Annotated in this window: 19 protein-coding genes and 2 pseudogenes; 8 read left to right on the top strand and 13 right to left on the bottom strand. The window is 69.7% G+C overall.

Annotated elements, in window-relative coordinates:
• The first annotated feature begins 239 nt into the window (after window positions 1–239).
• Complete coding sequence (locus tag JNO44_RS32935; protein WP_205367498.1) at window positions 240–1,187, top strand: ribonucleotide-diphosphate reductase subunit beta; 948 nt, start codon at window positions 240–242, stop codon at window positions 1,185–1,187.
• A 37-nt stretch (window positions 1,188–1,224) separates the two neighbouring features.
• Entirely contained in the window at window positions 1,225–1,464 is a 240-nt protein-coding gene (locus JNO44_RS32930) for an acyl carrier protein (protein WP_205367496.1), read from the top strand.
• 145 nt (window positions 1,465–1,609) lie between these two features.
• On the opposite strand, the gene JNO44_RS32925 is transcribed toward JNO44_RS32930, so the two are convergent.
• From JNO44_RS32925 to JNO44_RS32910, 4 genes are all read right to left on the bottom strand, one after another.
• Window positions 1,610–2,512: an ACP S-malonyltransferase gene (locus JNO44_RS32925; RefSeq protein ID WP_205367494.1), complete on the bottom strand. Its 903-nt coding sequence runs from the start codon at window positions 2,510–2,512 to the stop codon at window positions 1,610–1,612.
• Window positions 2,513–2,543: 31 nt separating this feature from the next.
• The gene (locus JNO44_RS32920; RefSeq protein ID WP_205367492.1) at window positions 2,544–4,262 is read right to left on the bottom strand and encodes a thiamine pyrophosphate-binding protein; all 1,719 of its coding nucleotides are present in this window, start codon (window positions 4,260–4,262) and stop codon (window positions 2,544–2,546) included.
• A complete protein-coding gene (locus JNO44_RS32915; protein WP_205367490.1) occupies window positions 4,259–5,518 on the bottom strand; it encodes an aldehyde dehydrogenase family protein in 1,260 nt (419 codons plus the stop codon). The genes JNO44_RS32920 and JNO44_RS32915 overlap by 4 nt, the downstream gene beginning before the upstream one ends.
• Before the next feature lie 92 nt (window positions 5,519–5,610).
• The gene (locus tag JNO44_RS32910) at window positions 5,611–6,846 is read right to left on the bottom strand and encodes an MFS transporter (protein ID WP_205367488.1); all 1,236 of its coding nucleotides are present in this window, start codon (window positions 6,844–6,846) and stop codon (window positions 5,611–5,613) included.
• Between the two features lie 157 nt (window positions 6,847–7,003).
• Between JNO44_RS32910 and JNO44_RS32905 the strand changes: the two genes are divergently transcribed.
• The gene (locus tag JNO44_RS32905) at window positions 7,004–8,272 is read left to right on the top strand and encodes a helix-turn-helix domain-containing protein (protein ID WP_205367487.1); all 1,269 of its coding nucleotides are present in this window, start codon (window positions 7,004–7,006) and stop codon (window positions 8,270–8,272) included.
• Here JNO44_RS32905 and JNO44_RS32900 read toward each other — a convergent pair.
• The 3 genes from JNO44_RS32900 to fabG form a co-directional block, all read right to left on the bottom strand.
• Entirely contained in the window at window positions 8,262–8,948 is a 687-nt protein-coding gene (locus JNO44_RS32900; protein WP_205367486.1) for a 4'-phosphopantetheinyl transferase family protein, read from the bottom strand. The two genes, JNO44_RS32905 and JNO44_RS32900, sit on opposite strands and share 11 nt — an antisense overlap.
• 151 nt (window positions 8,949–9,099) lie before the next feature.
• Window positions 9,100–10,890: an FAD/NAD(P)-binding protein gene (locus tag JNO44_RS32895; RefSeq protein ID WP_205367485.1), complete on the bottom strand. Its 1,791-nt coding sequence runs from the start codon at window positions 10,888–10,890 to the stop codon at window positions 9,100–9,102.
• Between the two features lie 136 nt (window positions 10,891–11,026).
• Window positions 11,027–11,731 (bottom strand): 3-oxoacyl-ACP reductase FabG, encoded by a 705-nt coding sequence (gene fabG / locus JNO44_RS32890; protein WP_205367484.1) that lies wholly within the window; start codon window positions 11,729–11,731, stop codon window positions 11,027–11,029.
• A gap of 542 nt (window positions 11,732–12,273) precedes the next feature.
• Between fabG and JNO44_RS32885 the strand changes: the two genes are divergently transcribed.
• On the top strand, window positions 12,274–12,876 hold the full coding sequence (locus JNO44_RS32885) for a hypothetical protein (protein ID WP_205367483.1): 603 nt from the start codon (window positions 12,274–12,276) through the stop codon (window positions 12,874–12,876).
• A gap of 7 nt (window positions 12,877–12,883) precedes the next feature.
• Window positions 12,884–14,026: a beta-ketoacyl synthase N-terminal-like domain-containing protein gene (locus JNO44_RS32880; protein ID WP_205367482.1), complete on the top strand. Its 1,143-nt coding sequence runs from the start codon at window positions 12,884–12,886 to the stop codon at window positions 14,024–14,026.
• 145 nt (window positions 14,027–14,171) lie between these two features.
• Here the strand turns inward: JNO44_RS32880 and JNO44_RS32875 are convergent, their stop codons facing one another.
• The 4 genes and pseudogenes from JNO44_RS32875 to JNO44_RS32865 all read right to left on the bottom strand — a co-directional run bounded on the left by JNO44_RS32875 (window position 14,172) and on the right by JNO44_RS32865 (window position 17,043).
• Window positions 14,172–14,747 carry a hypothetical protein gene (locus JNO44_RS32875; RefSeq protein ID WP_205367481.1) on the bottom strand — a complete coding sequence of 192 codons (576 nt, stop codon included), beginning with the start codon at window positions 14,745–14,747 and terminating at the stop codon, window positions 14,172–14,174.
• Window positions 14,748–14,968: 221 nt separating this feature from the next.
• Window positions 14,969–15,640, bottom strand: a complete 672-nt coding sequence (locus JNO44_RS32870; protein WP_205367480.1) for a hypothetical protein — start codon at window positions 15,638–15,640, stop codon at window positions 14,969–14,971.
• Window positions 15,641–16,121: 481 nt separating this feature from the next.
• Window positions 16,122–16,685 (bottom strand): annotated as a pseudogene (locus JNO44_RS44875) (putative T7SS-secreted protein); the annotation flags it as partial.
• 61 nt (window positions 16,686–16,746) lie between these two features.
• A complete protein-coding gene (locus JNO44_RS32865; RefSeq protein ID WP_037634729.1) occupies window positions 16,747–17,043 on the bottom strand; it encodes a hypothetical protein in 297 nt (98 codons plus the stop codon).
• Between the two features lie 497 nt (window positions 17,044–17,540).
• On the opposite strand from JNO44_RS32865, the gene JNO44_RS32860 reads away from it, so the two are divergent.
• The 3 genes and pseudogenes from JNO44_RS32860 to JNO44_RS32850 all read left to right on the top strand — a co-directional run bounded on the left by JNO44_RS32860 (window position 17,541) and on the right by JNO44_RS32850 (window position 20,542).
• Window positions 17,541–18,605 (top strand): hydroxymethylglutaryl-CoA reductase, encoded by a 1,065-nt coding sequence (locus tag JNO44_RS32860; RefSeq protein WP_205367479.1) that lies wholly within the window; start codon window positions 17,541–17,543, stop codon window positions 18,603–18,605.
• Window positions 18,606–19,138: 533 nt separating this feature from the next.
• On the top strand, window positions 19,139–19,708 hold the full coding sequence (locus tag JNO44_RS32855) for a PadR family transcriptional regulator (RefSeq protein ID WP_205367478.1): 570 nt from the start codon (window positions 19,139–19,141) through the stop codon (window positions 19,706–19,708).
• Between the two features lie 25 nt (window positions 19,709–19,733).
• Window positions 19,734–20,542 (top strand): annotated as a pseudogene (locus tag JNO44_RS32850) (SGNH/GDSL hydrolase family protein).
• Here JNO44_RS32850 and JNO44_RS32845 read toward each other — a convergent pair.
• Together JNO44_RS32845 and JNO44_RS32840 are read right to left on the bottom strand one after the other, a co-directional pair.
• Window positions 20,445–21,539 carry a PP2C family protein-serine/threonine phosphatase gene (locus tag JNO44_RS32845; protein WP_235095790.1) on the bottom strand — a complete coding sequence of 365 codons (1,095 nt, stop codon included), beginning with the start codon at window positions 21,537–21,539 and terminating at the stop codon, window positions 20,445–20,447. The pseudogene JNO44_RS32850 and the gene JNO44_RS32845 sit on opposite strands and share 98 nt — an antisense overlap.
• A gap of 62 nt (window positions 21,540–21,601) precedes the next feature.
• Window positions 21,602–21,802, bottom strand: coding sequence for a hypothetical protein (locus JNO44_RS32840; protein WP_205367476.1), 201 nt, complete (start codon window positions 21,800–21,802; stop codon window positions 21,602–21,604).
• Window positions 21,803–21,974 lie beyond the last annotated feature (172 nt).

The following is a 21,974-nucleotide window of genomic DNA, read 5'->3' as shown; positions in this document are numbered from 1 at the left end:
GTATCCACGGCCGTGGGACGGTCGGCGTGGCCGCTGGGGCGAACCGACGAGAGAACATTGACTCATCGGTCGAGGATTGTCAAAAAGCATGACTGCGTGGGTTACGATGATGCCCTGAAGAGCCCGTAGTCGAAGGCGCACGCTACGCCCAACGTCCTTGACGGTGAGCCGAACACTGCTATTCGCTGCCGACTCGTCAGGTAGTCATAGACTTTACTTTCTAGTCATGGAGAGCTGACATGACTCGCTGGAGCACCTTGCTGCTCGACGACGCGTCGCTCGCGCAGATGCCGGACCTTCCCGTCGACCACGTGCTACGGCACGCCGACGTCGTCGCGGCGCAACAGCCCAAACCCCAGGCGCTCTACGAACGCTGGGAGAAGCAGCAGTGGTCCGCGCAGGCGATTGAACTCGAACCCGACCGACACGACTTCGACAAGCGGCTGTCCCAGCCGGCCAAGAAGGCGATCCAGGAGTCGGTCGCCACCTTCATCATCGGCGAGTACACCGGCCTGGACCTGCTCGCCCCGATCCTCACCGGCGCACCCGAGGAGACCGACCACCTCTACCTCGGCACCCAGATCGCCGACGAGACCCGCCACACCCAACTGATGCTGCGCCTGGGCGAAGAGATCCTGGGTCTGGACTCCGACCCCAAACGGATGCTGGTCCAGGCATGGAACATGTGCACGCCGCCCCATCGGGAGCTGAGCCGGCTGGAGACGGAGGTCATCCGCACCCTGCAGAACGCACCCTCCGACTACGGTCAGTGGCTGCGCGCGGTGGCGCTCTTCCACTTGATCTCCGAAGGCGTCCTGGCACTTGTCGGCCAACGCGCCATCGTCCAGTCCCTGCACAAGGTCCCGCTGATGCCCGGCCTGAAGGCAGGGTTCACCGCGATGTGCCGTGACGAGTCGCGCCATGTCAGCTTCGGCCTGCACGCCCTGCGCCAAGGGGTGCGCGAGGGATACACCGACGAGATCTGCGACATGATCGAGCAGTCGGCCCCGCTCGCACTGCGCATCGAGGAGGGCGGCGAGGCCGAGTACGCGCCCGGCATCCCCAGCATGCGCCAACTGGGCATCGACAGCCTCCGCAGACAGCTGCGACTCATCGGCATCGACCAGACCTTCACCGAGCACGTCGTCGGCCTCATCGGCAAGCAGCCGGCCGCCGAGGACAGCTGAACCCGCACCGGATACACCGATTCAGGAGAGAACAACCATGACGCGTGAAGAGATCATCAAGGGCATCGCCGAGATCCTCAACGAGGTCGCCGACGTCGAACCCGCCGACGTCTCCGAGGAGAAGTCCTTCGTCGAGGACCTCGACGTCGACTCCCTGGCCATGGTGGAGGTCATCGTCTCCGCCGAGGAACGCTTCGGGGTCCGGCTCCCGGAGGAGGAGCTCAAGGAACTGCGCCTGGTGTCCGACGTGGTCACCCGGATCGAGAAGCAGATCTGACCCACCGGCGCGAAGTTCCGCGCCCACCAAGCGCTCTGCCCCGGCCTGGACGGACCGGGGCAGAGCGCTTTCGTATGCCGTTGTCACGAAACACAGACACCGGGCTCGGACACCGAACTCAGGCCCCTGGCCCAGGTGCCTGAGTTCAAGTTCCCAGGGCCATCTTCGGAGTGATGACACGGGTGGGGAAGGTCTTGTCGGTGATGCGGGCGAACATGGTGCGCGGGCCCGGAATCCACACCTCGGTGGTGCCGGCGGCCCGCAGGCCGCGCACCACGGTCTCCCAGTGCACCGGGGTCGTCCAGCCATCGAGCAGATCCTGTTTGATCTCCTCGGAGTCGGTCAGCAACCGCCCGTCCACGTCGGAGACGAACGGGATCCGGGCGGTGTTCCAGCCGATCGTCCCGTACACCTCGTCGTGCAGACGCTGCCGCAGCCCGGCGACGGCGGAGCAGTGTTCGGCACGGTTCATCGTGTAGAAGGGGAAGCCGCCCTCTTCACGGACGCGTTGTTCGAAGTGCTCCAGCGTGTGCAGTTCGGCGGAGACCGCGTGCACCCCCTCGTCCATGATGACCGAGAGCTCGACCCATTGGCCCCGCGAGCGGAACTCCTCGACCAGGGCACCCACCGTCTCGTGCGAGAGCCGGTAGAAGAAGTGGCACCCCAGCGGCGTCTCCAGCGACGTGAAGTAGTCCGTCTCCACCACGACGCTGCGGCGGACCAGCAGCAGCGCCTCCTGATAGGTCAGCGCCCCCGACCGGACGGCCGCCATGAACGAGCCGAAACTCTGGCCGCCGCACAGCGCGGGACGCGCTCCCCAGTGTTCCTCCGCCCAGTCGGCCAACGCGAGGGTCAGCGCCATGAAACCGGACTCGTACACCTCCCAGTCGTAGATCGACGCCTCCCGGTACGCCTCGGCGAGCGAGTAGCCAAGGACCTCGTCGGCCTGGGCGAACCGGCGCTTGCCGTGCGTGCTGGCCGTGATGAAGTCCCGGATCGCGTCGTAGCGGCTGGGCACCAGGCCGGGAAAGAACATCACCATGGACATGCGTTCTCGCCTTCTTGTGGTCCTAGGGCGGTCATGAGTCCTCGCGCAGGGGGAAGTCCCCCGCCGGCTCGTCGATGCCCGGCGGGGTGTCGGTGAGGCGGACGCGCACTTCGACCACCGCCGCACTGCCCGACGCGCAGTGGCGCCACGCCTCCGCCACGGCCCGGTCAAGGTCCCCTCGGTCCTCGACACGCCAGTGTCCAAGGCCGTAGGCGCGGGCGATGCCCTCGGTGCCGGTGGGGCGCGCGGCGGTGAAGGCGAAACGGGAGTCCTCCCCGCAGACCCGGTCGAGGTTGGTCTGCAGCCACCCGTAACCGCCGTTGTCCAGCACGATGTAGAGCACCGGGGCGCCGGAGTCCGCCACGGTCGGCAGTTCGCCGCGAAAGACGTTGAACGCCCCGTCGCCGACGACCGCGACGACCGCACGCCCGGGCAGCGCGAGCTGGACGCCGACCGCGGCCGCGGCCCCGAAACCCAGCGGTGTCTGCTCGCTGGGCACCACGGAGCCCCCCTGGGCGCCGCAGGACCAGTGCGGGAAGAAGTACGACCACATGTCCTGCAGCCCGTTCTCCTGCACCAGGACCCGGTCGGCCGGGACGGCACGGTCCACGGCGGCCAACACCTCGGCCACCGTGGCGCCGCCCTCGCCCGCGGGGCGGACCGCTGCCGCCGCCTTTGCCGCCCGCCGCACGGCATGCTCGTGGAGGCCGGCGCGTACCTCGCGCACGCGCCCGGCCCACTGCGCGGGACGCTGGTGGCCCCCGAGCAACTCCGTCCAGCCGGAGACGGCGTGGTGCACGTCGCCGAGCAGGCACACTCCCGGCCGGTCGGTCACGGCGGAGTCCTCCGCCGAGACGACCTGGATCACCGGACGGTCCGGATGTTCCGGCCAGCCGAAGGTCGCCGTCTCCTCCAGCCGGCTGCCAAGAGCGATCACCAGGTCGGCGTCCCGCCACAACTCGGTGGCGGGGGCCACCGTGTAGAGGCCGGAGACCCCGCAGAACAGCGGGTGATCCTCGCGGAGCGTGCCACGCCCGGAGGCGGTGCAGAACATTCCCGCGCCCAGCAGATCGGCCAGGCGCTCCACCGACCGATCGGTGTTGCGGTGCCGGGCACCGCCGCCGACCAGCAGCAGCGGGCGATGCGCGGCGGAGATGAGGTCGGCGGCGGCGCGCAGCGCCTGCGGGTCGGGCGGGAGCCGCTGCGGCGTGGCGGGCCGCCAGGGCGCCGGGACCGTCACCGGCTCCTGGGCGATTTGCTCGGCGATCTCCACATACACCGGCCCGGGGGTGCCGTTGACCGCGATCAGGGCGGCCTTGTCCAACGCCGCCGGCAGGCGTTCGGAGTGATCCACCCGCACCGCCCACTTGGTGAACGGGCGTACCGCCGCGAGCTGGTCGAGCTCCTGGAACGCCCCGGTGCCCAGCCGGTCCAGGCCGGTGCCGCCCGCCAGCAGGATCACGGGGGCGGCAGCGGACCTGGCCTCCAGCAGGCCGGTGAGCGTGTTGGTCAGCGCGGGCCCCTTGCCGACCGCGCACACGGCAAGGCGTCCGCTGGCCAGGGCGTAACCGGTCGCCATGTGCACGGCGTGGCGCTGGTCCCGGCACAGCACGACCTCGGTGGTGCTCTGCTCCAGTGCGCCGAGCAGGTCCATGTCGTCGCCGGGCAGGCCGAAGACGGCACCGACGCCGAGGTGGCGGACGTGGTCGGCGACGGCGGCCCAGGCGGTGGGGTGGCTGTGCGAGGTCATCGGCCCGCCTCCTTGACGTTCCCGGCTCCGGTGAAGTGCTCGGCGACGGCCTTGGAGAGGAGGATGGGCTCGGCCCGCAACTCCCCGTCCAGGGCGACGTAGTTGGCCATGCGGCCGTGGCCGCCGAAGGGGGCGTTGCCGTTGTCGATGGAGAGCAGGTTGCACTGCACGGTCACCGTGGTGCGGCGGCCCAGCGCCTCGATGAGGCCGGGGGCATCGCCGTAGACGCTGGCCCCCAGGGCCCGTTCGGTGAAGATGCCCGTGGTGAGCGTGGCGGCGAGGGCCTGCGTGTCGCGGTAGCCGACGATGTTGAAGACCGGCGCGAAGAACTCCGGGAGCTGGGTGCGGGGTGTGACCTGGCCGCCGACGGCCACCGCGGGTTCGATGCGCCGGGTGCGGAAGTCGACGCCGCCGCCGTGGACGATGCGCTGGCGGTTGCGAGCCAGGTACAGCGCCGCCTCCTCCAGGGCCCCCTCGTAGAAGATCGGGCCGTAGTCGGCGTCGGGATCGGTGTAGGGGCCGTAGCGCAGCCCTTTGACCTCTTTGACCAGGGCGTCGACGAAGGGGTCGAGCAGATCCTGGTGGACGCAGAAGAGGTCGGGACCCAGGCAGTCCTGGCCGGCGTTGAGCAGTCGGATCTCGACGGCGTCACGCACCGCCTGGTCGAGGTCGGCGCCTGGGGCCACGACGAAGGGGTTGACGCCGGAGCCGAGAAACAGGAAGAGCTGACCCGGCCTCAGCTGGGGGCGGATCTGCTCGGCGTTGTCGTAGGCGCCGGTGAAGACCACGACTTCGGCCGGGCGCACGTAGTCGTGCAGGAACGTTCGCTGACTGGCCTCGGTCAGCTCGATGGGCAACCGGTGGTGCCGCGCCAGCATCTCGTGCAGCCGCCGCATCTGCCCCTTGACCTGGCTGGACGGGCGGAAGACGAGCCGCTCCGCGTAGAGCGAGGGCACCAGCAGGTACAGCACGTACGAGTAGAGCATGACGTTGGACGGCATGAAGACCGCGAGGCTGGGCACCCTGCCCGGGCGGTACTGCTCCACCTCGGCAAGCGCACCGTCCAGGGTGCTGATGGCCGCCTGGATCTCGTAGCCCGCGGCACGGTGCGTGGAGATCTCGCACAGCAGGGCGTGCACCTCTTCGGGTTCCTCGGCAAGGAATGCCCGGACGCGGCGCAGTGCTTCGTAGCGCTCGGCGAAGGGGATGCCCTCCGCCACGATCGCCGCCCCCGAGACGTCGGCAACAGGTGTCATATGTCCCCCTCAGGATAAAAGTCCACAGGGAAGTAGAGTCAGCATTGAGTCGTTACTTGTCAAATAAAGTCATGGCGAGCGACCGGGGGTGCTCACATGTCGCGGAGCGCCGGGGCGGCCCAGCAGCCCAGGACGATCAGCAGGTAGACGCCGGCGATGATCAGGATCGTCGTCGGCAGCCCGGCGCCGCCGATCAGGGCGACGGTCGCCGAGGCCCCCAGCGGCACCGCGGCCAGCGAGAGGGTGTCGATCGCCGACGTCACCCGCCCGTACTGCTCACCGGGCACCTGCTGTTGGAGCACGCTCGTGCGCAACGGGCCCACGGGCGCCGCCACGACGCCCACCACGGCCAACAGTCCGGCCGCGACCGGCAGCGACGGCAACGCCGCCAACGGGGCGAGCAACCCGCCCACCAAAAGGCCGGACCGCACATACAGCGTGCGCCGCCCGAAGCGGTGCCCCACCGCGGCGTAGCCGAGCGTCCCGGCGAGCGTGCCCAGGCCGAAGCAGGTCAGCAACACACCCAGGCTGGCCGCGCTGCCCAGATGCTCATAGGAGAACGTCACCAGGATCACCCCGGAGATCCCGCCGTCCAGCGCGTTGAAGGCGGTGGAGGAGAGCGTCAGGGCGCGCAGCAGTCGATGGTCGCGCAAGGTGCGCAACCCCGTGCACAGGTCGCTCAGATAGCCCTTGGCCGGGCCGTCGCCGAGTCCGCGGTCCCCGGGCGCAACGCACAGGGCGATGACGGCCGCCGCCAACACGCAGGCGATCGCGGTGAGGTAGAAGGTGCCCTCGGTGCCCAGCACCGCCATCGCGGCTCCGCCCAGTGGCGGTCCGCACAGCTGGGCGGTCTGATGGACGCCGCTCAGCAGCGCGTTGCCCCGCTCCAGGGGGATCCGGGCCGATGCGGCCAGTGAGGGCACCAACCCGGTGACCGCCGCCGCGCCGGGCGCATCGAGCAGGCGCGCGGCGAGCACCAGGGCAAGGAGCGTGGGGAAGTTCATCCAGCCCGCGGCGAAGCACAGCGGGACGCACAGCGCGGCCGCACCGCTGAGCAGATAGGAGATGCCGGCCATGGTCCGAAAGCCCCACCGGTCCACGAGCGGCCCGGCGGCGAAGCCGACCAGTCCCGAGCCGATCGCCACCACGGCGACGATCAGCCCCGTACTGGCCACGCTCCCGGTGGTCTTCAAGACGAACCAGGGGACGGCGACCACGGTCATGGCCTCGCCCGCGGCGCCGATGGCCACTGCGCACAGCATGGCGTGCAGCGCCCATCGGCGGGTGCGCCGTTCCCCCCGCAGGACCACCTCGCTTGACTCTTCCATGACTAGAGTATGACTCGATGTCAAGGGTATAGGTCAAGGGATGGCCAAGTTTGCATGCCGCCGCCGGCGCGACGGCTAGACTGATGCGTCACAGTTTCGTTTGGGGCCGTGACAAAAACCTTCTCCGCATACTTCACTTCAGTGGGCGATTACCTTCATGGTCGAACAGCCAGACTTCGGGAAGCGGGTGCGGGAGATCCGTCGCGCCCGCGGCATGTCCCAGTCGGACATTGCGGGGGAGGGGATCTCTCCCAGCTACGTCTCCCTCGTCGAGAGCGGTCGGCGCACGCCCAGCCGCAAAGCCGTGCTGGCCATCGCCGACCGGCTCGGAATGACGCCCGAGGAACTGTCCGCACCCCAGCCGGACGAGCAGCGGCGACTGCACCGACTGGACCTGGTGGGACGACTGATCGCGGCTCGATCCTGCCAACTCTCCGGCGACTGGGAGTCCGCGCTGAGCCACCTGCGCGACGTCGTCCAGGAGGCCACCACCCTCGGGGCCGAGGAGGTGCTCTGGGAAGCCCGCTGGGAACTCGCCGCCACCCTGGGGCGGTTGGGGGACGCCACCGCCCGCGAGGACACCCTCAACGCCTTGTTGGCCGACCCCCTCACCAAGACCTCACCCCTGCTGCACGCCCGCGTCGCCACGGAGACCGCCCACCTGCTGCGGACCTCCGGCCGGCTTCAGGAAAGCGCACGGCTCTGCGAGGAGGCACTGCGCTGCACCGACGCCCTCGACCCCGGCATGCCCGAACGGGTACAGGCACAGGTGAGCCTGGCCTCCGTCTGGCTGGAGGGCGGCGACTGGGAGCGCGCGGGCAGCCTGTGCGACCGACTGCTGCGATCGGCGGCCGACCTCCCCGCCGGAGGGCCACGCGCCACCGTCCTGTGGGTGGTGGCCGCACACCGCTACGTCACCGAACGGCCCGGCGAGGCCGTGGACCTCCTGGACCGGGCCGTCGCCCTGAGCCCGGGAGCCGACGCCCAGCGCGTACGGATGCTGTGGGCCGCCGCCCTGCTGAACCAGGCAGCCGGCCGCCCGGAGGCCGCCGCATCGCTGCTGGAGCGGACGCGACAAGCAGTCGAGGTGATCGGCACCCCCGCCGACACACCCCGCCTCGCAGCCCTGGAGACGCTGGTCGCACTGGGCCGGGGACAGACCGCCCAGGCATCCGACCACGCCCGCCGGGCCGAGGCCGGCCAGGACGCACTGCCTGTGACGGACCGGGCGCGCTGCACCCTCGCAGTGGCCCGCGCCCACCGGGCCGCGGGCAGGACGGAGCAGGCCGAGACCGCCTACAAGGCCGCGGCCGCCCAGTACGAGACGGCCGGCGCCTTCCGCTTCGTGGCCGCGGTGTGGCGGGAGCTCAGCGACCCCGCCGCGTCCACCGGCGGGGTCGACCCCGTGGCAGTCATCAGCCCATGACCGGCTCGGACTCCGGGTGTGTCAGCCGCCAGGCCCGCACCGTGCGCACCGGCGCGGACGTCGCGGCCGAGGCCACCCATCCACCGTCGCCGGTGGGCAGGTCGCGCACCTGAACGCTGCGCGGACCGTGCTGCCCTCCGGGAAGGACGACCTCACCGCCGTGCGCGCCGGGCAGCGTGCGCGTCTCTCCCGCCAGGGCCAGCATGCCCGGCCCCGCCAGCCGCAAAGCCGCCTCCTTGCGCGTCCACAACTGCGCCGCGAGCCGTGGAACTCCCTGTTCCGGCGCGGAGTTCAGCAGGCGTCGTTCGGCGGGGTCGAAGGCGAGCAGGGCCGCATCCCCCAGCGCCTCCGGCACGGTGTGCGCACTGACCGCCACGGACATCCCATGGGCCAGAGCCACGATCAGACGCCCGTCGTCCCGGCACAGGCACAGCCCGAACGGTGACCCCTGGAGCTGCGGACGGCCGAACCGGTCGTGCGAGAGCACCGTTTCCGATTCCGGCTGGTTCAGCACCCGCGCCAGCACGGCACGGATCCCGCGGTGCCCGCCCCGCTCCTGGAGTCCGGCACTCGCCGTCGACCTCTCCTCCACCCAGAACACGTCCAGGGCGCCGGCCTCGACCGGCATCGGACACAGCGGTTCCCATAATTCCCACTCGCAACCCAACGACTGCATCTGTTCCCCCTTTGGGCCCCTGGTCAGGGGGTCCTTCCTGCCTTGCCTGCGGTGCCTGCCGATTGCAACGGGCAGCATCGCGCCGCTCCTGGTGCAATGAGTATCAATAAGTATGTAATTTTTCTGAAACGATCACTTAGTCGCTGGCAGGCTACGTTGCCGGAAATGAGTCGGTGTCAGCACCACGGAGGTTTCCGGCCAGCGCCTGGCGCGCGACCGCGTCGGTCTGGCGGAAGAACGCCGCATCGGTGTTCGCCCGGGGAAACTGCGCGGGGCCCAGCACGGCACGGTCCCGTTGCACGATGCCGTCCGCGTCGATCGGGTGCAGCTGCGCGCCGGAGAGCAGGAACGTCCCCGTGCCCGCCCCCTCGACCTGCTCCTCCACCAGCTCGCCGCGGGCCAACAGGGCCTTCAGCAAAGGGTTCTCCACCCGCTCGGGCTCGGTCTTCTCCAGATACGCATCCAGCAGCACCGTCCCCTCGTGCACCGCGGGAACCGCCTCACTCCTCGCCCGCACCACGCCACGGCCGGGATCCGCCTGGACCGTCATACCGCTTCCCACGAAGGTGACGATGCCCTGCTCGGAGAGGGCCAGCAACTGCTCCGAGCGCAGCGGCGGCGGACCAGAACTGAGGAAGGCACCGAAGGTGAAGCGCTCCCATGCCTGGGCCACCGCCTGCGGGCTCAACTCCCCGCCCCGCCACATCTCCTCCACCACCGCGCCCACCGACCCCAGGGCACCGACCACGGCGAGATCCGTGCTCTGCCCCTGGCCGCGCCGGCGCAGCGCATCGAGGAGATAGCCACGGACATGGTCCTGAAGCTCCTGCGCACCGCTGAACTCCACCCCGGACAAGGGGGCTTCGAGCCGGGCGAGGTCCAACCGGTCCCCGTCCTCGGGGACCGCGGCCCTGACCAACTTCTCCCGCCGGTCGTCATCGTCGACGAAGAGCGCGAACTCCGCATCGAAGGCGGCCCACGTCATCCGGGTGCGCTCGGGGTGCAGGGCGAACAGCGCCTGGTAGTGACTCCAGGCCAACTCGGCCAGCATCAGCGGCCACACATCGCGGTCGAAGCGGGCCCCGGCACGGCCGAGCCGCTCCCGGCAGGCAGCCAGGGTGGCGAACCGCGGTGGACGCGGCGCGGTGAAGGGCGCCGTGACACGCGGAGGCAGCGGAACCCCCCGGCGGGACCCGGCGATCAGATGGGGCTCCCGCCCCGAGGGCAGATAGCGCAGCCGGCCCTCGCGCCGGACGAACTGCCCACCACGCCCCTGCGTCAGCAGCGCCAGGCAGTCGGTGAAGACAAGCCCCAGACCGCGCACCACGACCCGCTCGCCGGGCGCAATCGCCGCGAGTCGCTCCGGATCGGCAGGGCCGGGCCCGATGCGGGGGATCCCACCCCAGTGGGATGCGCTCCGGTTGTGCGGATGCCCCAGGGCCATGACGACGTGGTCGACGTCGATCGGGGACAGTCCGCCGTCGAGGACCACGCGCTGCCGTCCGTCGCCCGTGCGCAGCAGATCCACCACGCTCGCCCGATGGGTGAGGACGTCGACCCCCGCCGGCGGCTCGGCGGTCACCTGCTCGAAGAACCAGCGCAGATAACGGCCCTGGTCGGCGCGTGAGGCATAGGCGCCGTCGTGGAGCGGCCCGGTGAGCCACTGGCCGGTCGTCGGTCCGGGCCGGGCGGGCCCGGCACACTTCACCCCTGCGCCGGGGAACATCGTCACCTGCTCGGCGGTGGAGTTCATCCACAGCAGTGCGGGCTGGTCGGTGCGCCAGGTGCGACCTGCCCCCGGCGGCCAGGGGTCGACCACATGGACAGTCAGCGGCGCACCGTCGAGCAGGGCCGGGGAATTGGCGAGAATTCGCTCGACTACCGACGCCCCGCGTGGACCGCAGCCGATGACGCAGACGGCGTGGCCGGGCTCCGCCGTCATACCTGGCCCCGTAACCGGCGGGAACCGATGAAGACGAGCGTTTTCATGGTGGACCTCCAACCTCGTGCAACCTTGTGAGCAAGCGAACGTGAGCGTGGCGAAGCGGGACCGGGCGGGACGGGACCGGGACAGGCGGTCAGTGCCCCATCCCCGAACCGCCGTCCACGGGCAGGACGGCACCGGTGATGTAGCCCGCCTCCTCTCCCGTCAAAAAGGTGACGGCCGCGGCCACTTCCTCGGGGCGGGCGATGCGGCCGAGCGGGACCTGGGCGAGGATCTGGCGGCGGCGCTCCTGGGACAGGGCGGCGGCCATGGCGGTGTCGGTGAGTCCGGGGGACACCACGTTCACGGTGATGCCACGGGTGCCCAGTTCCCGCGCCAGGGAGCGGGCGAACCCGATCAACCCGGCCTTCGAGGCGGCGTAGTTGGCCTGTCCCGTCTCGCCCGACATGGCGACGGTCGAGGAGACCAGGACGATCCGGCCCCACCGGGCGCGCAGCATGCCGCGTGTGGCGTGCCGAAGAACCCGGTAGGCACCGGTCAGGTTGGTGTCGACGACGGCCGCGAAGTCCTCCTCGGCCATGGACAGCAGCAGGCGGTCCCGGGTGATCCCGGCATTGACGACCAGTACCTCCACGGGGCCCTGCTCCTTCTCGACCCGGTCGAAGGCCCGACGGACGCTGTCAAGGTCCGTGACATCGCAGGGGACACCGAAGAATTCTTCAGGTTCCAGACCGGTGCGGTAGGTGATCGCCACCCGGTCCCCGCGCTGTGTGAGGCACCGTGCTACGGCCAGCCCTATTCCCCGGTTGCCCCCGATTACCAGAGCCGAGCGTGGCACGGCCTCCCCCTTTCTGTCGAATGCCCGCAGAATTCCCCGGGCCCGGTTGCTGACTGCCGACCCTGAGCAGGTCTGACGCCCCCGCCCGGTGATCCGTCAATGTGTGTAGGGCGAATCTCCTCCGGCGGGTGGAGGCCGCCCAGGGCTTCCCGGCCCTAGGGTTGCGTACGAGCAACTGCCCTGCGTGCCAGGGGTGTCCCGCCCTCAAGGGGGTCGGTCGCCGTGGTTTCCGCCTCGAAGGGCATCGTAGAAGGTGCCGCCTGTGCCGACAGGTGAGTTGTCCTGCGTTTGTTCACCGTGGATTCCCGCGTTCCGGTGTTCACGCTCACGGCGGTGCGCGTGGCACTGATCGCTATCGGTGGCATTCGGCTCCCATGTGACGCGTATCGGGCGACCGGCGGACGGAGTGCAGGCCAACCCGTGACAGATCAGATCTTGCCACACCCTTCACAGCAATTACAGTTTATTGACTGTAATTGACTAGACCTGCAAGATAGCGCACAATCAGCTGACTTGAGGTCGCGAAGAGGGCGGGGTACCGCATGCAGGAACGCAACGGCGACGGGGTGCACCCGCATCCACGCATCGCCCTGGCCTCCACCGAACAGGCCGAACTGGCCGCCGCACAAAAGATGGTGGGCCACGACGCACTCGTGGAGCAGCCGAGCACACACGCCAAGGCCGTCGACGCGGTGAGCGCCGCCCTGCAGGCCGCGTTCTCCGCCCTGCCCAGGTCCCGGCAGGACACGGCCCCGCTGTACGTACTCTGCGACGACTACAGCGTCCTTGCCGCCCGCAGGCTCGCCGCCCGCTGCCTGGACCCGCACCGCCGACTGCGCCCGTCGGACTCCGTGCAGGCCGAGACCTCCGAACTGGTACGCCCCTACCTGAGCCGTGCCGGCCACCGCGGAAACTGCTACCTCCTGGCGCGGATGCCCGTTGCGGCCGCCCTGCGGCTGACAGGCCGGCACACCCCGGCCGACGCGGTCCTGTGCGAGATCGTCCCGCTCCCCACCGAGGACCCCCTCGCACCCAACTGCCTCGCGGTGGCCGCGGTCTGGGGCGCCGAGACATCGGGCGCCTTCGCACCGCAGGCACACCGGACGCCGTCGTCCCTGCTCGCAGCACTGTCCCAGGAGGGGTGACTTCGCCATGTCCGCGACGCCCGACATCGTCATCAGCGGCCTCGGCCTGCTCACCCCCTTCGGACCGGGAGTCGATGCCCTCTGGCGCGGCCTGGTCCAGGGACGCACCGCCCTGGCCCCCGCCCGACGCTTCACCGCGCCCGCCTACCGAGGCGAACCGGTCGGCGAGGTACCGCAGTTCGCCCCTGGGACAGGCGCCCGCAAGCAGGCATACGCCTCGGCCGCCGTCGTCGAAGCCCTGCGCGCGGCACGCCTGCCCGCGGTCCCGCACGACGCCCTGGTCGTATTGGTCGGCCAGGCCCCCCTGCCGGCCGACGAGCCCGCCACCCCGCTCGACGCCGAGGAACGCGAGTTCCTCGGCCCCGGCCCCCTCGGCGTACTGCGACCCGGCAGGTCCGTCCACCTCACACACGCCTGCGCCTCGGCGCTGTTCGCGATCGCCTTCGCCCGGGAGGCACTGCGAGAAGGCGCCGCACCCGTGGCCGTCGTCGCGGGCGCCACCGCCTTGAACCACTACGAGTACGCCAGCATGGACGTGGTACGCGCCGTCGACCGCGCCGCCGCCCGCCCCTTCGACACGGAGCGCGCGGGCATCTCGCTCGGCGAGGGCGGCGGCGCCGTGATACTGGAGTCCGCACAGCGCGCCCGCGCCCGAGGGCTCGCGGCGGACCTCGTCGTCGCCGGATGCGGCACCCGTGTCGCGGCGGCCAAGTCCGTCGCCTCGGACGAGACATCGGTCGCCGACTGCCTCCGCGAGGCCATGTCGGACGCCCGAGCGGACCACCTCGACCACGTGCACGCCCACGCCACCGGAACCCCCCAGGGAGACACCGCGGAACTGCGCGCCATCGAGGCGGTCGCGGCACAGGCGTCTTTGCACGACGTGCCCGTCAGCTCCCACAAGGGCGCCATCGGACACCTGCTGCACATCTCCGGCGCCGTCGGCCTGGCGGCGGCGTCCCAGACCCTGCGCACCGGCATCATCCCGCCCACCGCGGGTCTGGTCACCCCCGAAGCCACCCACCGGGTACGACTGCCCCTGGTATCGGAACACGCCTCGCCCCTCACGGTGGTGGCGGTCAACAGCTTCGGCTTCGGGGGAAACAACGCCTCCGTCGTCCTGCGCACAGGCGCCAACTCGCGCCCATAAAGCCAAGACGGCCACGACAGGAGCCAGACGACGATGACCAGGGCCTGGCAGGGGGCAGGGGCCTGCCCGGCCCGCACCGCGCAAGGGCCAAGCCCCCTCCACGAGATCCAGGCCACTGGCGACGGCCGCCCCCGCCCGTAGCCGGTCAGCGCTCCCAGTACTTCGCCACCGCCTGTGCGTAGGCCACGCGACGGTCGAGCCCCTCGCCGCCGACGCGGAACCGACCACGGGCCGACTCGGTCAACGCCGCCCGGCCCAAGGGCTGGCCCGGCCGCTTCCAGGCCGTCCGCAGCGGGGCGGTGGCCGCGCCGGCGGGGGAGTCGGACAGCGCCAGGGCAACCAGGTACAGCAAGGTCAACGGCAACAGCACCAGACTCAGGAGCAGCGAGGGCACCGTTCCTTCCCGCCCGCGCAGCACGGTGCCGTCGGGCAGGAGGATCTCGTATGCGGGACGCCACCGCTTCTTCCGCGGAGGCAGCCGCAGTTCGGCCAGCTGCTCGTGGTCCGGTGTGAGCACGGCGAGGCGACCGCCGTCCGCGCGGACGATCACCGCCAGCGGCGAGGCGCCGGCACGGTCGGCGGCGAGGGTGAAGCGCGGCTTGTATCCCTGGGGGAGGGGGCGGCCGTCCGGGGCGCCGCGGAGCACGTGGACGACGGCGGAACCCCGGGGTCGCAGTTCATAGCGCTTGGCGTCGGGGTGACGGGTGAAGACCAGTGTCATGGCGTCCTGCCTCGTTGCGTCGTTACCAGGTGCCATCGCCGATGGCAGAGTTCAACAGGCGAGAAGATCATCTGCATCCCCGTGTGCGCGGGGGAAAGCCGGTGCGGCGGGTGCGCCCTTCGGACCATGGCACCGACCGCGAACCGGTACCCCGAGGCACACACGCAGGCCCGAGACCCGTCCCGGTTGTCGAGAACACCCTCCACCACCCGTGCTCCGGCCTACCCGAACACCGCACGCACATCGCCGGCCGCCGGCGTCTTCGGTGGCTCGTCGGCCTGCTCGGCGGGGCGGACGACCAAGGACTCCCCGATCTGCCGCAGGATGCCTGTGTACCGGGGCAGGTCGGCAAAACACGGTGTCGCCAGGGCGAGCACGATCAGCCAGCCTCGGACCGGAGCCGGGACGTACAACTCGACCTGGGCGAACTCCAGTGCCGGCAGGACGGCCTCGCCCTCCGTCTCGGTGGCGTGCAAAGAAAGCGTGGCGTGCAAAGAAAGCACTGCCGGGCCGCAGGGCAGATCCACCCGGGCGACGTTGCGGTGCTCCTCGAAGGAGAGCGCCTCCTGGAACGAGGCGGCGACGACTTCCGGGGCCTCCGGCTCCACGGCCTGCGCCCGTACCAGCAGATGAGCGGTGCTCGCGGCGCCGTCCTCCGTCTCGTAGAGGGCGACCGCTGCGTGCAGGACGTCGTCGGCGGTCAGGGCCGTGGTGAGGTCGGAGTAGACGATCGCGGTAGTCTCCCGCTGGAACTCCGTACCTCCCGGCCAGATCGTCTCCGCCAGCTCCCACACGGCAGCGTCGAGGACGTCCGCGGGAAGGTGCAGCGGCAGATCGTGGAAACCTTCCGGAGTGTCCACGGTGATCGACACGCTTTGCGGGGACAGAGCCATCACAGCCTCCCCGCAGCCGGCGCACCGGTATCGGTGAGCTGAGTGTGCGTATCGATGGCGATGCCTGGCAACTGCTGGGCCATCTGAGGGCCTTTGGACCACCAGGACAGCGGGTCGATGGAGCCGTCGGCCCACGTCGCGACCGCGCCGAACTTCCCGGTTTCGCTGCTCCGTGGGTGGCGAGGGCACCGAGGGAAGCCCCTGCGCTGGCCAGGGCGCCGGAGAGAGGCGGGCACCACATGGTCAGGAGCGAGGCGACGCCCAGGATGCTGGAGGCGATCGAGAGCCAGTCGCCGATCTCCTTCAGCAGGTCGGCATGCTTGGCACACCACTCTTGGATGCTGTGTCCCATGCGGGTGAAGAAGTCGCCCAGGCTCTCCCAGAACCCTGGGTCCGGCGCGTTCTCCGTGGCGCGTCGGATGCGATCGGCGATGCCGCGGGCCTCGTCCTGGTGATGACCGAGGAGCTCCTCGGCCTTCTTGACGATGCCCTCCAGCTCCTCGGTTGCCGTATCCAGGCGGCTGCGCGCGGTGTCGAGGGCCGTGTCCGCCTTGTCCAGACGGTCGCTGGCGGCGTCGATCCTCTTCTGCGCGGCGTCCAAGGCAGCCTGGTCGGTGTAGTAGGTGCCGGCAAGGCGCAGATCCGGGTGGGCGGCAGCCTCGTTGTAAGTCTGCACCGCGCGCTCGTTCTCGGTCTTCCGCGTGGCCACCGTCTGCTTGGCCGCGGCCGCTTCCGACTCGTACTGGCGCCCCCTGCTCTGGTACGAGGAGAGCGCGGTATGCCACGAGCGCAGCTGCGTGACGGCATCACGCATGGCATCGCGACTGTCGCTCACGTACTTCTGCAGGTCGCCGACGTTCTCTGCAAACGCGCTCGCCGCCTCGCCCTGCCACTGACCATCGCCCTTGCCGATGCGGGACAGAACGGCATGGGCGGAGTCCAGGGAGCGCTTGGCGGCGTCGAGCTTGCCGGTGACGGCATCGACGGAGCCCAGGTCGCCGGGCGCCGGATTGAAGCCGAGAGCAGGGAAGTCCCGCGTGGTCATGAAATCACCCATCGGAGGCCAAAGAGAAAGACGGTTTGGTTCAATGCGCGCTGCTCGGCGCCTACTTGGCGTTCTTCGCGAAGGCGTCGCGCAGCGCGTGCTCCAGCGACTCGTAGTTCTGCTTGACCTGTTTGAGCTTCTCCTCGATGGCCTGGGTGCCGTCCGCGATCTTCTTGATCGCGTTGTCCCAGCTGTCGTGGAACTCGTCGCAGGCGTTGTCCAGCGCCTCCGCTCCCATCGACTTCGGGCCGGTGTCCTTCAGCGCGCCCAGTGCCTTGCGCATGTTGTCCTGGCTGTCGTGCAGATCCTTCAGCAGACGTCCAAGACCGTCCGTCTCGACCTTGAAATAGCCGCCCATGTGCCCCCCCCGGTGATGTCTGCGCTTCGGCACGACCACCCTCGTACATTACCCATCCTTGCCCGGTGCTTTACCATCGCCTGGGTGTTGACGGGGTGAAGCATGGGACACCCCCCCCACACCACCCCCAACCTCACCAGCACACACACGAGCCGCGGAATATGCGCCCCTGCCCCGAACCCTGCGGATCGGGAAGCCGCACCGCACCCCACAGGCACCTCCAGAGCGCACGAGCCCGCCGGATCGGGCACCAGACACAGAGGTCCAACAGACCGCGGACAACAGGTGCTTGACACCGGCACCCACCCGCACCGAACGCGCCGCACCGAGGGTGCCCGGGAACGGCTCGACAACGTCGCCCTGTCGATCCGGCCCGGTGCGCCCTGAAGATCCACGGCCTTCTACGCTGCCTCACACCGACTGCGGAGATCGAGACGTGTGCGACGGGGCACACGTTCCGGTTCCTCCGCACCCCACCAGACGACGGGAAGTGCAGGATGAACGACATCCACGAAATCGCCGGGGTCCCCATGAGGTGGGTAGGGCCACTGAGGATTTCGGGAAATATCGCAACCACCGAGACCGAAGTCCCGCTCGCCACCTACGAGTCACCGCTGTGGCCCTCCGTGGGCCGCGGAGCCAAAATCTCCCGACAGACCGAGCGCGGCATCGTCGCCACCCTCGTCGACGAACGGATGACCCGCTCGGTGCTCCTCGAAGCCGAAGACGCGCCGACCGCATACGCGGCCACGCGCTGGCTCGACACGCACTTCGAGGACTTGGCCAAGGTCGTGCGCACCTGCAGCAGATTCGCCGAACTGGTCGGCATCCGGCACGAGATCACGGCCAACTTGCTGTTCATCCGGTTCGAGTTCACCACCGGCGACGCTTCCGGCCACAACATGGCCACGCTCGCGGCCGACGCGCTCTTGAATCACCTCCTGCACAACATTCCAGGAGTCTCCTACGGATCGATCTCCGGTAACTACTGCACCGACAAGAAAGCAACCGCCATCAACGGAATCCTGGGCCGTGGCAAGAACGTAGTAACCGAACTGCTCGTGCCGCGCACCGTGGTTACCGACATGCTGCACACCACGGCCGCCAAGATAGCCGAGCTGAACGTGCGCAAGAATCTGATCGGAACACTGCTCGCCGGCGGAATCCGCTCGGCGAACTCCCACTATGCGAACATGCTGCTCGCTTTCTACCTGGCGACCGGCCAGGACGCCGCCAATATCGTCGAAGGCTCACAGGGCGTGACCGTGGCCGAAGACCGAGACGGCGACCTGTATTTCTCGTGCACATTGCCGAACCTGATCGTGGGCACCGTCGGCAACGGCAAGGGCCTGGACTTCGTCGAGGCCAACATGACGCGGCTCGGCTGCCGGGCCGAGCGCGAACCAGGGGGGAACGCACGCCGACTCGCCGTCATCGCGGCCGCCACGGTGCTGTGCGGCGAACTCTCGACCCTGGCGGCGCTGACGAACCCGGGCGAGCTCATGCGCGCGCACCTCCACCTGGAACGCGAGAACAACGTCAGCCACAGCGGAGCGGCGTGAGTTCCGGTTGCGACGTCACCGGGATGTTCGGCTTCGCCTGCCATCCACATGCGGTCAACTCGGCGCCGCCCGAGGAGCCTTCACCCAAGGCGCCTTCGGTCAGAGCGCTTTCGCCCAAGGCGCTTTCGCCCAAGGGGCCTTCGACTCATCGAGCACGGTGACATCGCTCCGCATCCTGCGGTGACGTGAGACCGGATCCGCCGGTGACGCTTTCGTCGAACCTCCTTCGCGCCTGCCGCACGTGTATCGGAGTCGACGTCCCCTCCGTCGGCGACGCCCTCTCCCGGGCGGTCACGCGGGTGTGGTCGAGGCGAAGGTCCGGTCCGCCACGACCACACCCGGCCGCACTGTGCGCACCACCCCCGACCGCATTCGAAAGCCACCATGGCCATACGCATGCCCGCGCCACAGCGCCCCACGAAGCACCCCACGAAGCACATCATCAGGCACTTGATTACTCACATTCTTGACTATCATGAGCGGCGTCCCCCACGGACAAGCGGAAGCAGGGGCAACAAGAGGGAGGCGAGGCAATGGCCTTGCGCCACGCCGTCCTGGCGGCGTTGCTCGACGAAGAACTGAGCGGGTACCAGCTGGCCAAGTCGTTCGACCTGGGCGTGGCGAACTTCTGGTACGCCCAACCACAGCAGCTGTACACCGAGTTGACCAGACTGGAGAAGGATGCCCTGATCACCGGCCGCGAGGTGGTCCAGGACACGCGCCCCAACAAACGCCTGTTCCGGGTCACCGACGCCGGCCTGGCGGAACTGGAGCGCTTCACGGCCACCGCCACCAAACCCTCCTTCATCCGCGACGACCTGGCCGTCAAGGTGCAGGCAGCCGACTACGTCGACACCGAAACACTGATCGCGCAGCTGACCGAGCGTGCCGCCTTCGCCCGGGCCAAGACCGACCTGTTCGGCCGACTGCTGCACACCATGCGCGGCGAGCGCACCGAAGCGGAGTTCCTGCGCCACGGCACCCGCATCGGCCCCTACCTGACGTGTCTGCGCGGCCTGACTTTCGAGCAGGGCAACCACGACTGGTGCGAACACACCATCGCGATCCTGCGGGACAGGCAGGCGACCCAAGCCAGGCACTGACCCGCCGTACACCCGCCGCGTCGCCCTGGGCGACAGTCGGAACGAGAGCCTGGGCGACGGCGACGACACGGTCGGCTTGCGCGGCTGAGCCGATCGACCCGCCGAAGCGCCCGCACAGCACAACTGCGCCCTGCAGTACGCCGACCTGGCCGTACGCGACCGACCCGCCGGACAGGTACGCGCCGAGCAGCTCGCCCCTGCCCTCGCCCTGCGCCCCGACCGGGCCACCGTGGTCGCCGGGGTCGACGGCCTGTTGCAGCCACGGTTCGACGCCGACGAGGTCGCCGAACACCTGGAGGCGATGTTCGCCGCCCTCACCGCCCAGGGCACCCGCGTGGCCACCCTCAGCTTCCCCGACGTCGCACGCACCACCCCGCTCGCCCGACCGCTCAACTCCCGCGTCACCGCCCTCAACGAACGCATCCGCCAGGCGGCCCGGCGCCACGGGGGCACCGTCGCCGAGACCAGCCACCATCCCCTGGTCACGACCCCCGCCTGTAGAGCCCGGACCTGCTCCACGCCAGTCCTGAAGACCACCGGCGGATGGCCGCCGTCGCCGCTCACGCCCTGGCCCTGCCCAACCAAACGCCCGCACCTCTTCCCCGTACAGACACCCATCAGCCCCCGCCACGGCGAAGAGCCAAGCTGAGCCGACTGCCTGGACCAGCCCGGCAGACCGTCTGGAGGCGTCAGGCGTCAGGCGTCAGGCGTCAGGCGGCCTCGACTTGGGCCGGGGCTATTCCGGGGGCTCACTCAGGCGTACGGCGAGGGCGGCGATGTCGTCGTCGAGGCGTCCTTTGCAGTAGTGGAGGAGGTCGCGGTGAAGGGCTGTGAGGAGTTCGTGGGGTGGTGTCGGGGGTTGTTGGCGCATCCAGGTTGTCAGGGGGAAGAATTCGCCGTCGCGGGTGCGGGCTTCGGTGACGCCGTCGGTGTAGAGGAGGAGTAGGTCGCCGGGGGAGAGGTTGAAGGTGTCGATGGTGTAGTGGTCGCCGATGAGTCCTGCGAGGTTGAGGAGTGGTGAGGGGGTGGTGGGTTCGAGGGCGCGTAGTTTTCCGTGGTTGAGGAGCAGGGGTGGGGGGTGTCCGCAGTTGAGGATGTTGATGCGTTCGCCGCCGTGTGGCATTTCGGCGAGGAGGGCGGTGGCGAAGCGTTCCATGGGCCCTTCGGGAGGGAAGGCGGCGTTGTATCGGGTGCTGCTGGCGTCCAGTCGGCGTGCCACGTTGGTCATGTCGGGTTCGCCGTAGGCTGCTTCTCGGAAGGAGTTGACGATTGCGGCGGCTGCCCCGACCGCGGGCAGGCCCTTGCCTCGTACGTCACCGATGAGCAGCCTGACGCCGTATCGTGTGTCGACTACTTCGTAGAAGTCTCCGCCGATGCGGGCCTCCGCTGCGGCTGCCAGGTACAGGGAGTCGATCTCGATGCTTCCGAGGCGGCGTGGCATCGGACTGAGCACCACTTGTTGTGCTGCGTCGGCGACCAGTCGTAGCTGGAAGAGGGTTCGCTCGCGTTGGAGTCGGACGTGGCTTCCGTATGCGGCGGCCACGGTGACGGCGATGATGCCTGCAGCTGTCCACCATGTGCCCAGGCCGGGGAAGACGATGCTCAGGCCGATCATCAAGAAGAGGCAGACGGTTCCGAGTAGGACGGTGGGGAGTACGGGCCACATGGCGGCGGCGAGGGCCGGTGCGGCGGGTAGGAGGCGGCTGAAGGCCATTTCGGGGGGAGTGGTGTATGCGAGGCTGGCGATGACGACGGTCAGGGCGACCGGCGAGAGCCGTACAAACCTCCATCGGCCGCCTCGAAGGAGCCGCCGCCGTCCAGACTCGATCACACGCCACAGAATATCCACACAAAGGGGACAAAGCGCTTTGGTGGGTCGGAGTCGGCCGCCTGTCATGGGCCGGCCTGGGCGAGATGCAGCACGACGCCCCGGCCCGGCAGCGACTTCACCGGCCAGGGCGTCGGAACGGAATCGGCCCGAGCGCACAGCGCACCGGCGCGGCGGGGCGTGGGCGGGGCCAGGGCGCTGAGCCCCAGTTGGCGGACGTCCAGGTCGTAGGAGTCGCCGAACGGCAGGGATCCGCTCCTGGGCATGGACCGCCGCCCACGCCTTCCCCGGGTCTCCTCCGATGGGCCGTTAGGCGGCGGCCGACACGAAGGACTTCGCCCGGTTGCCGACTGCCGTCAGTTGCCGACTGCCGTGCCGAAGCGCTGACGGCTCATCGGCGCGGCGGCGCGGCGGCGCGGCGGTGCGGCGGCGCGGCGG

It is taken from the genome of Streptomyces noursei (genome assembly GCF_016917755.1).
Taxonomy (GTDB): Bacteria; Actinomycetota; Actinomycetes; order Streptomycetales; family Streptomycetaceae; genus Streptomyces; species Streptomyces yunnanensis.
Note: the sequence above shows the minus strand (reverse complement) of the source record. Positions and strands in the feature narration are given on the sequence as shown.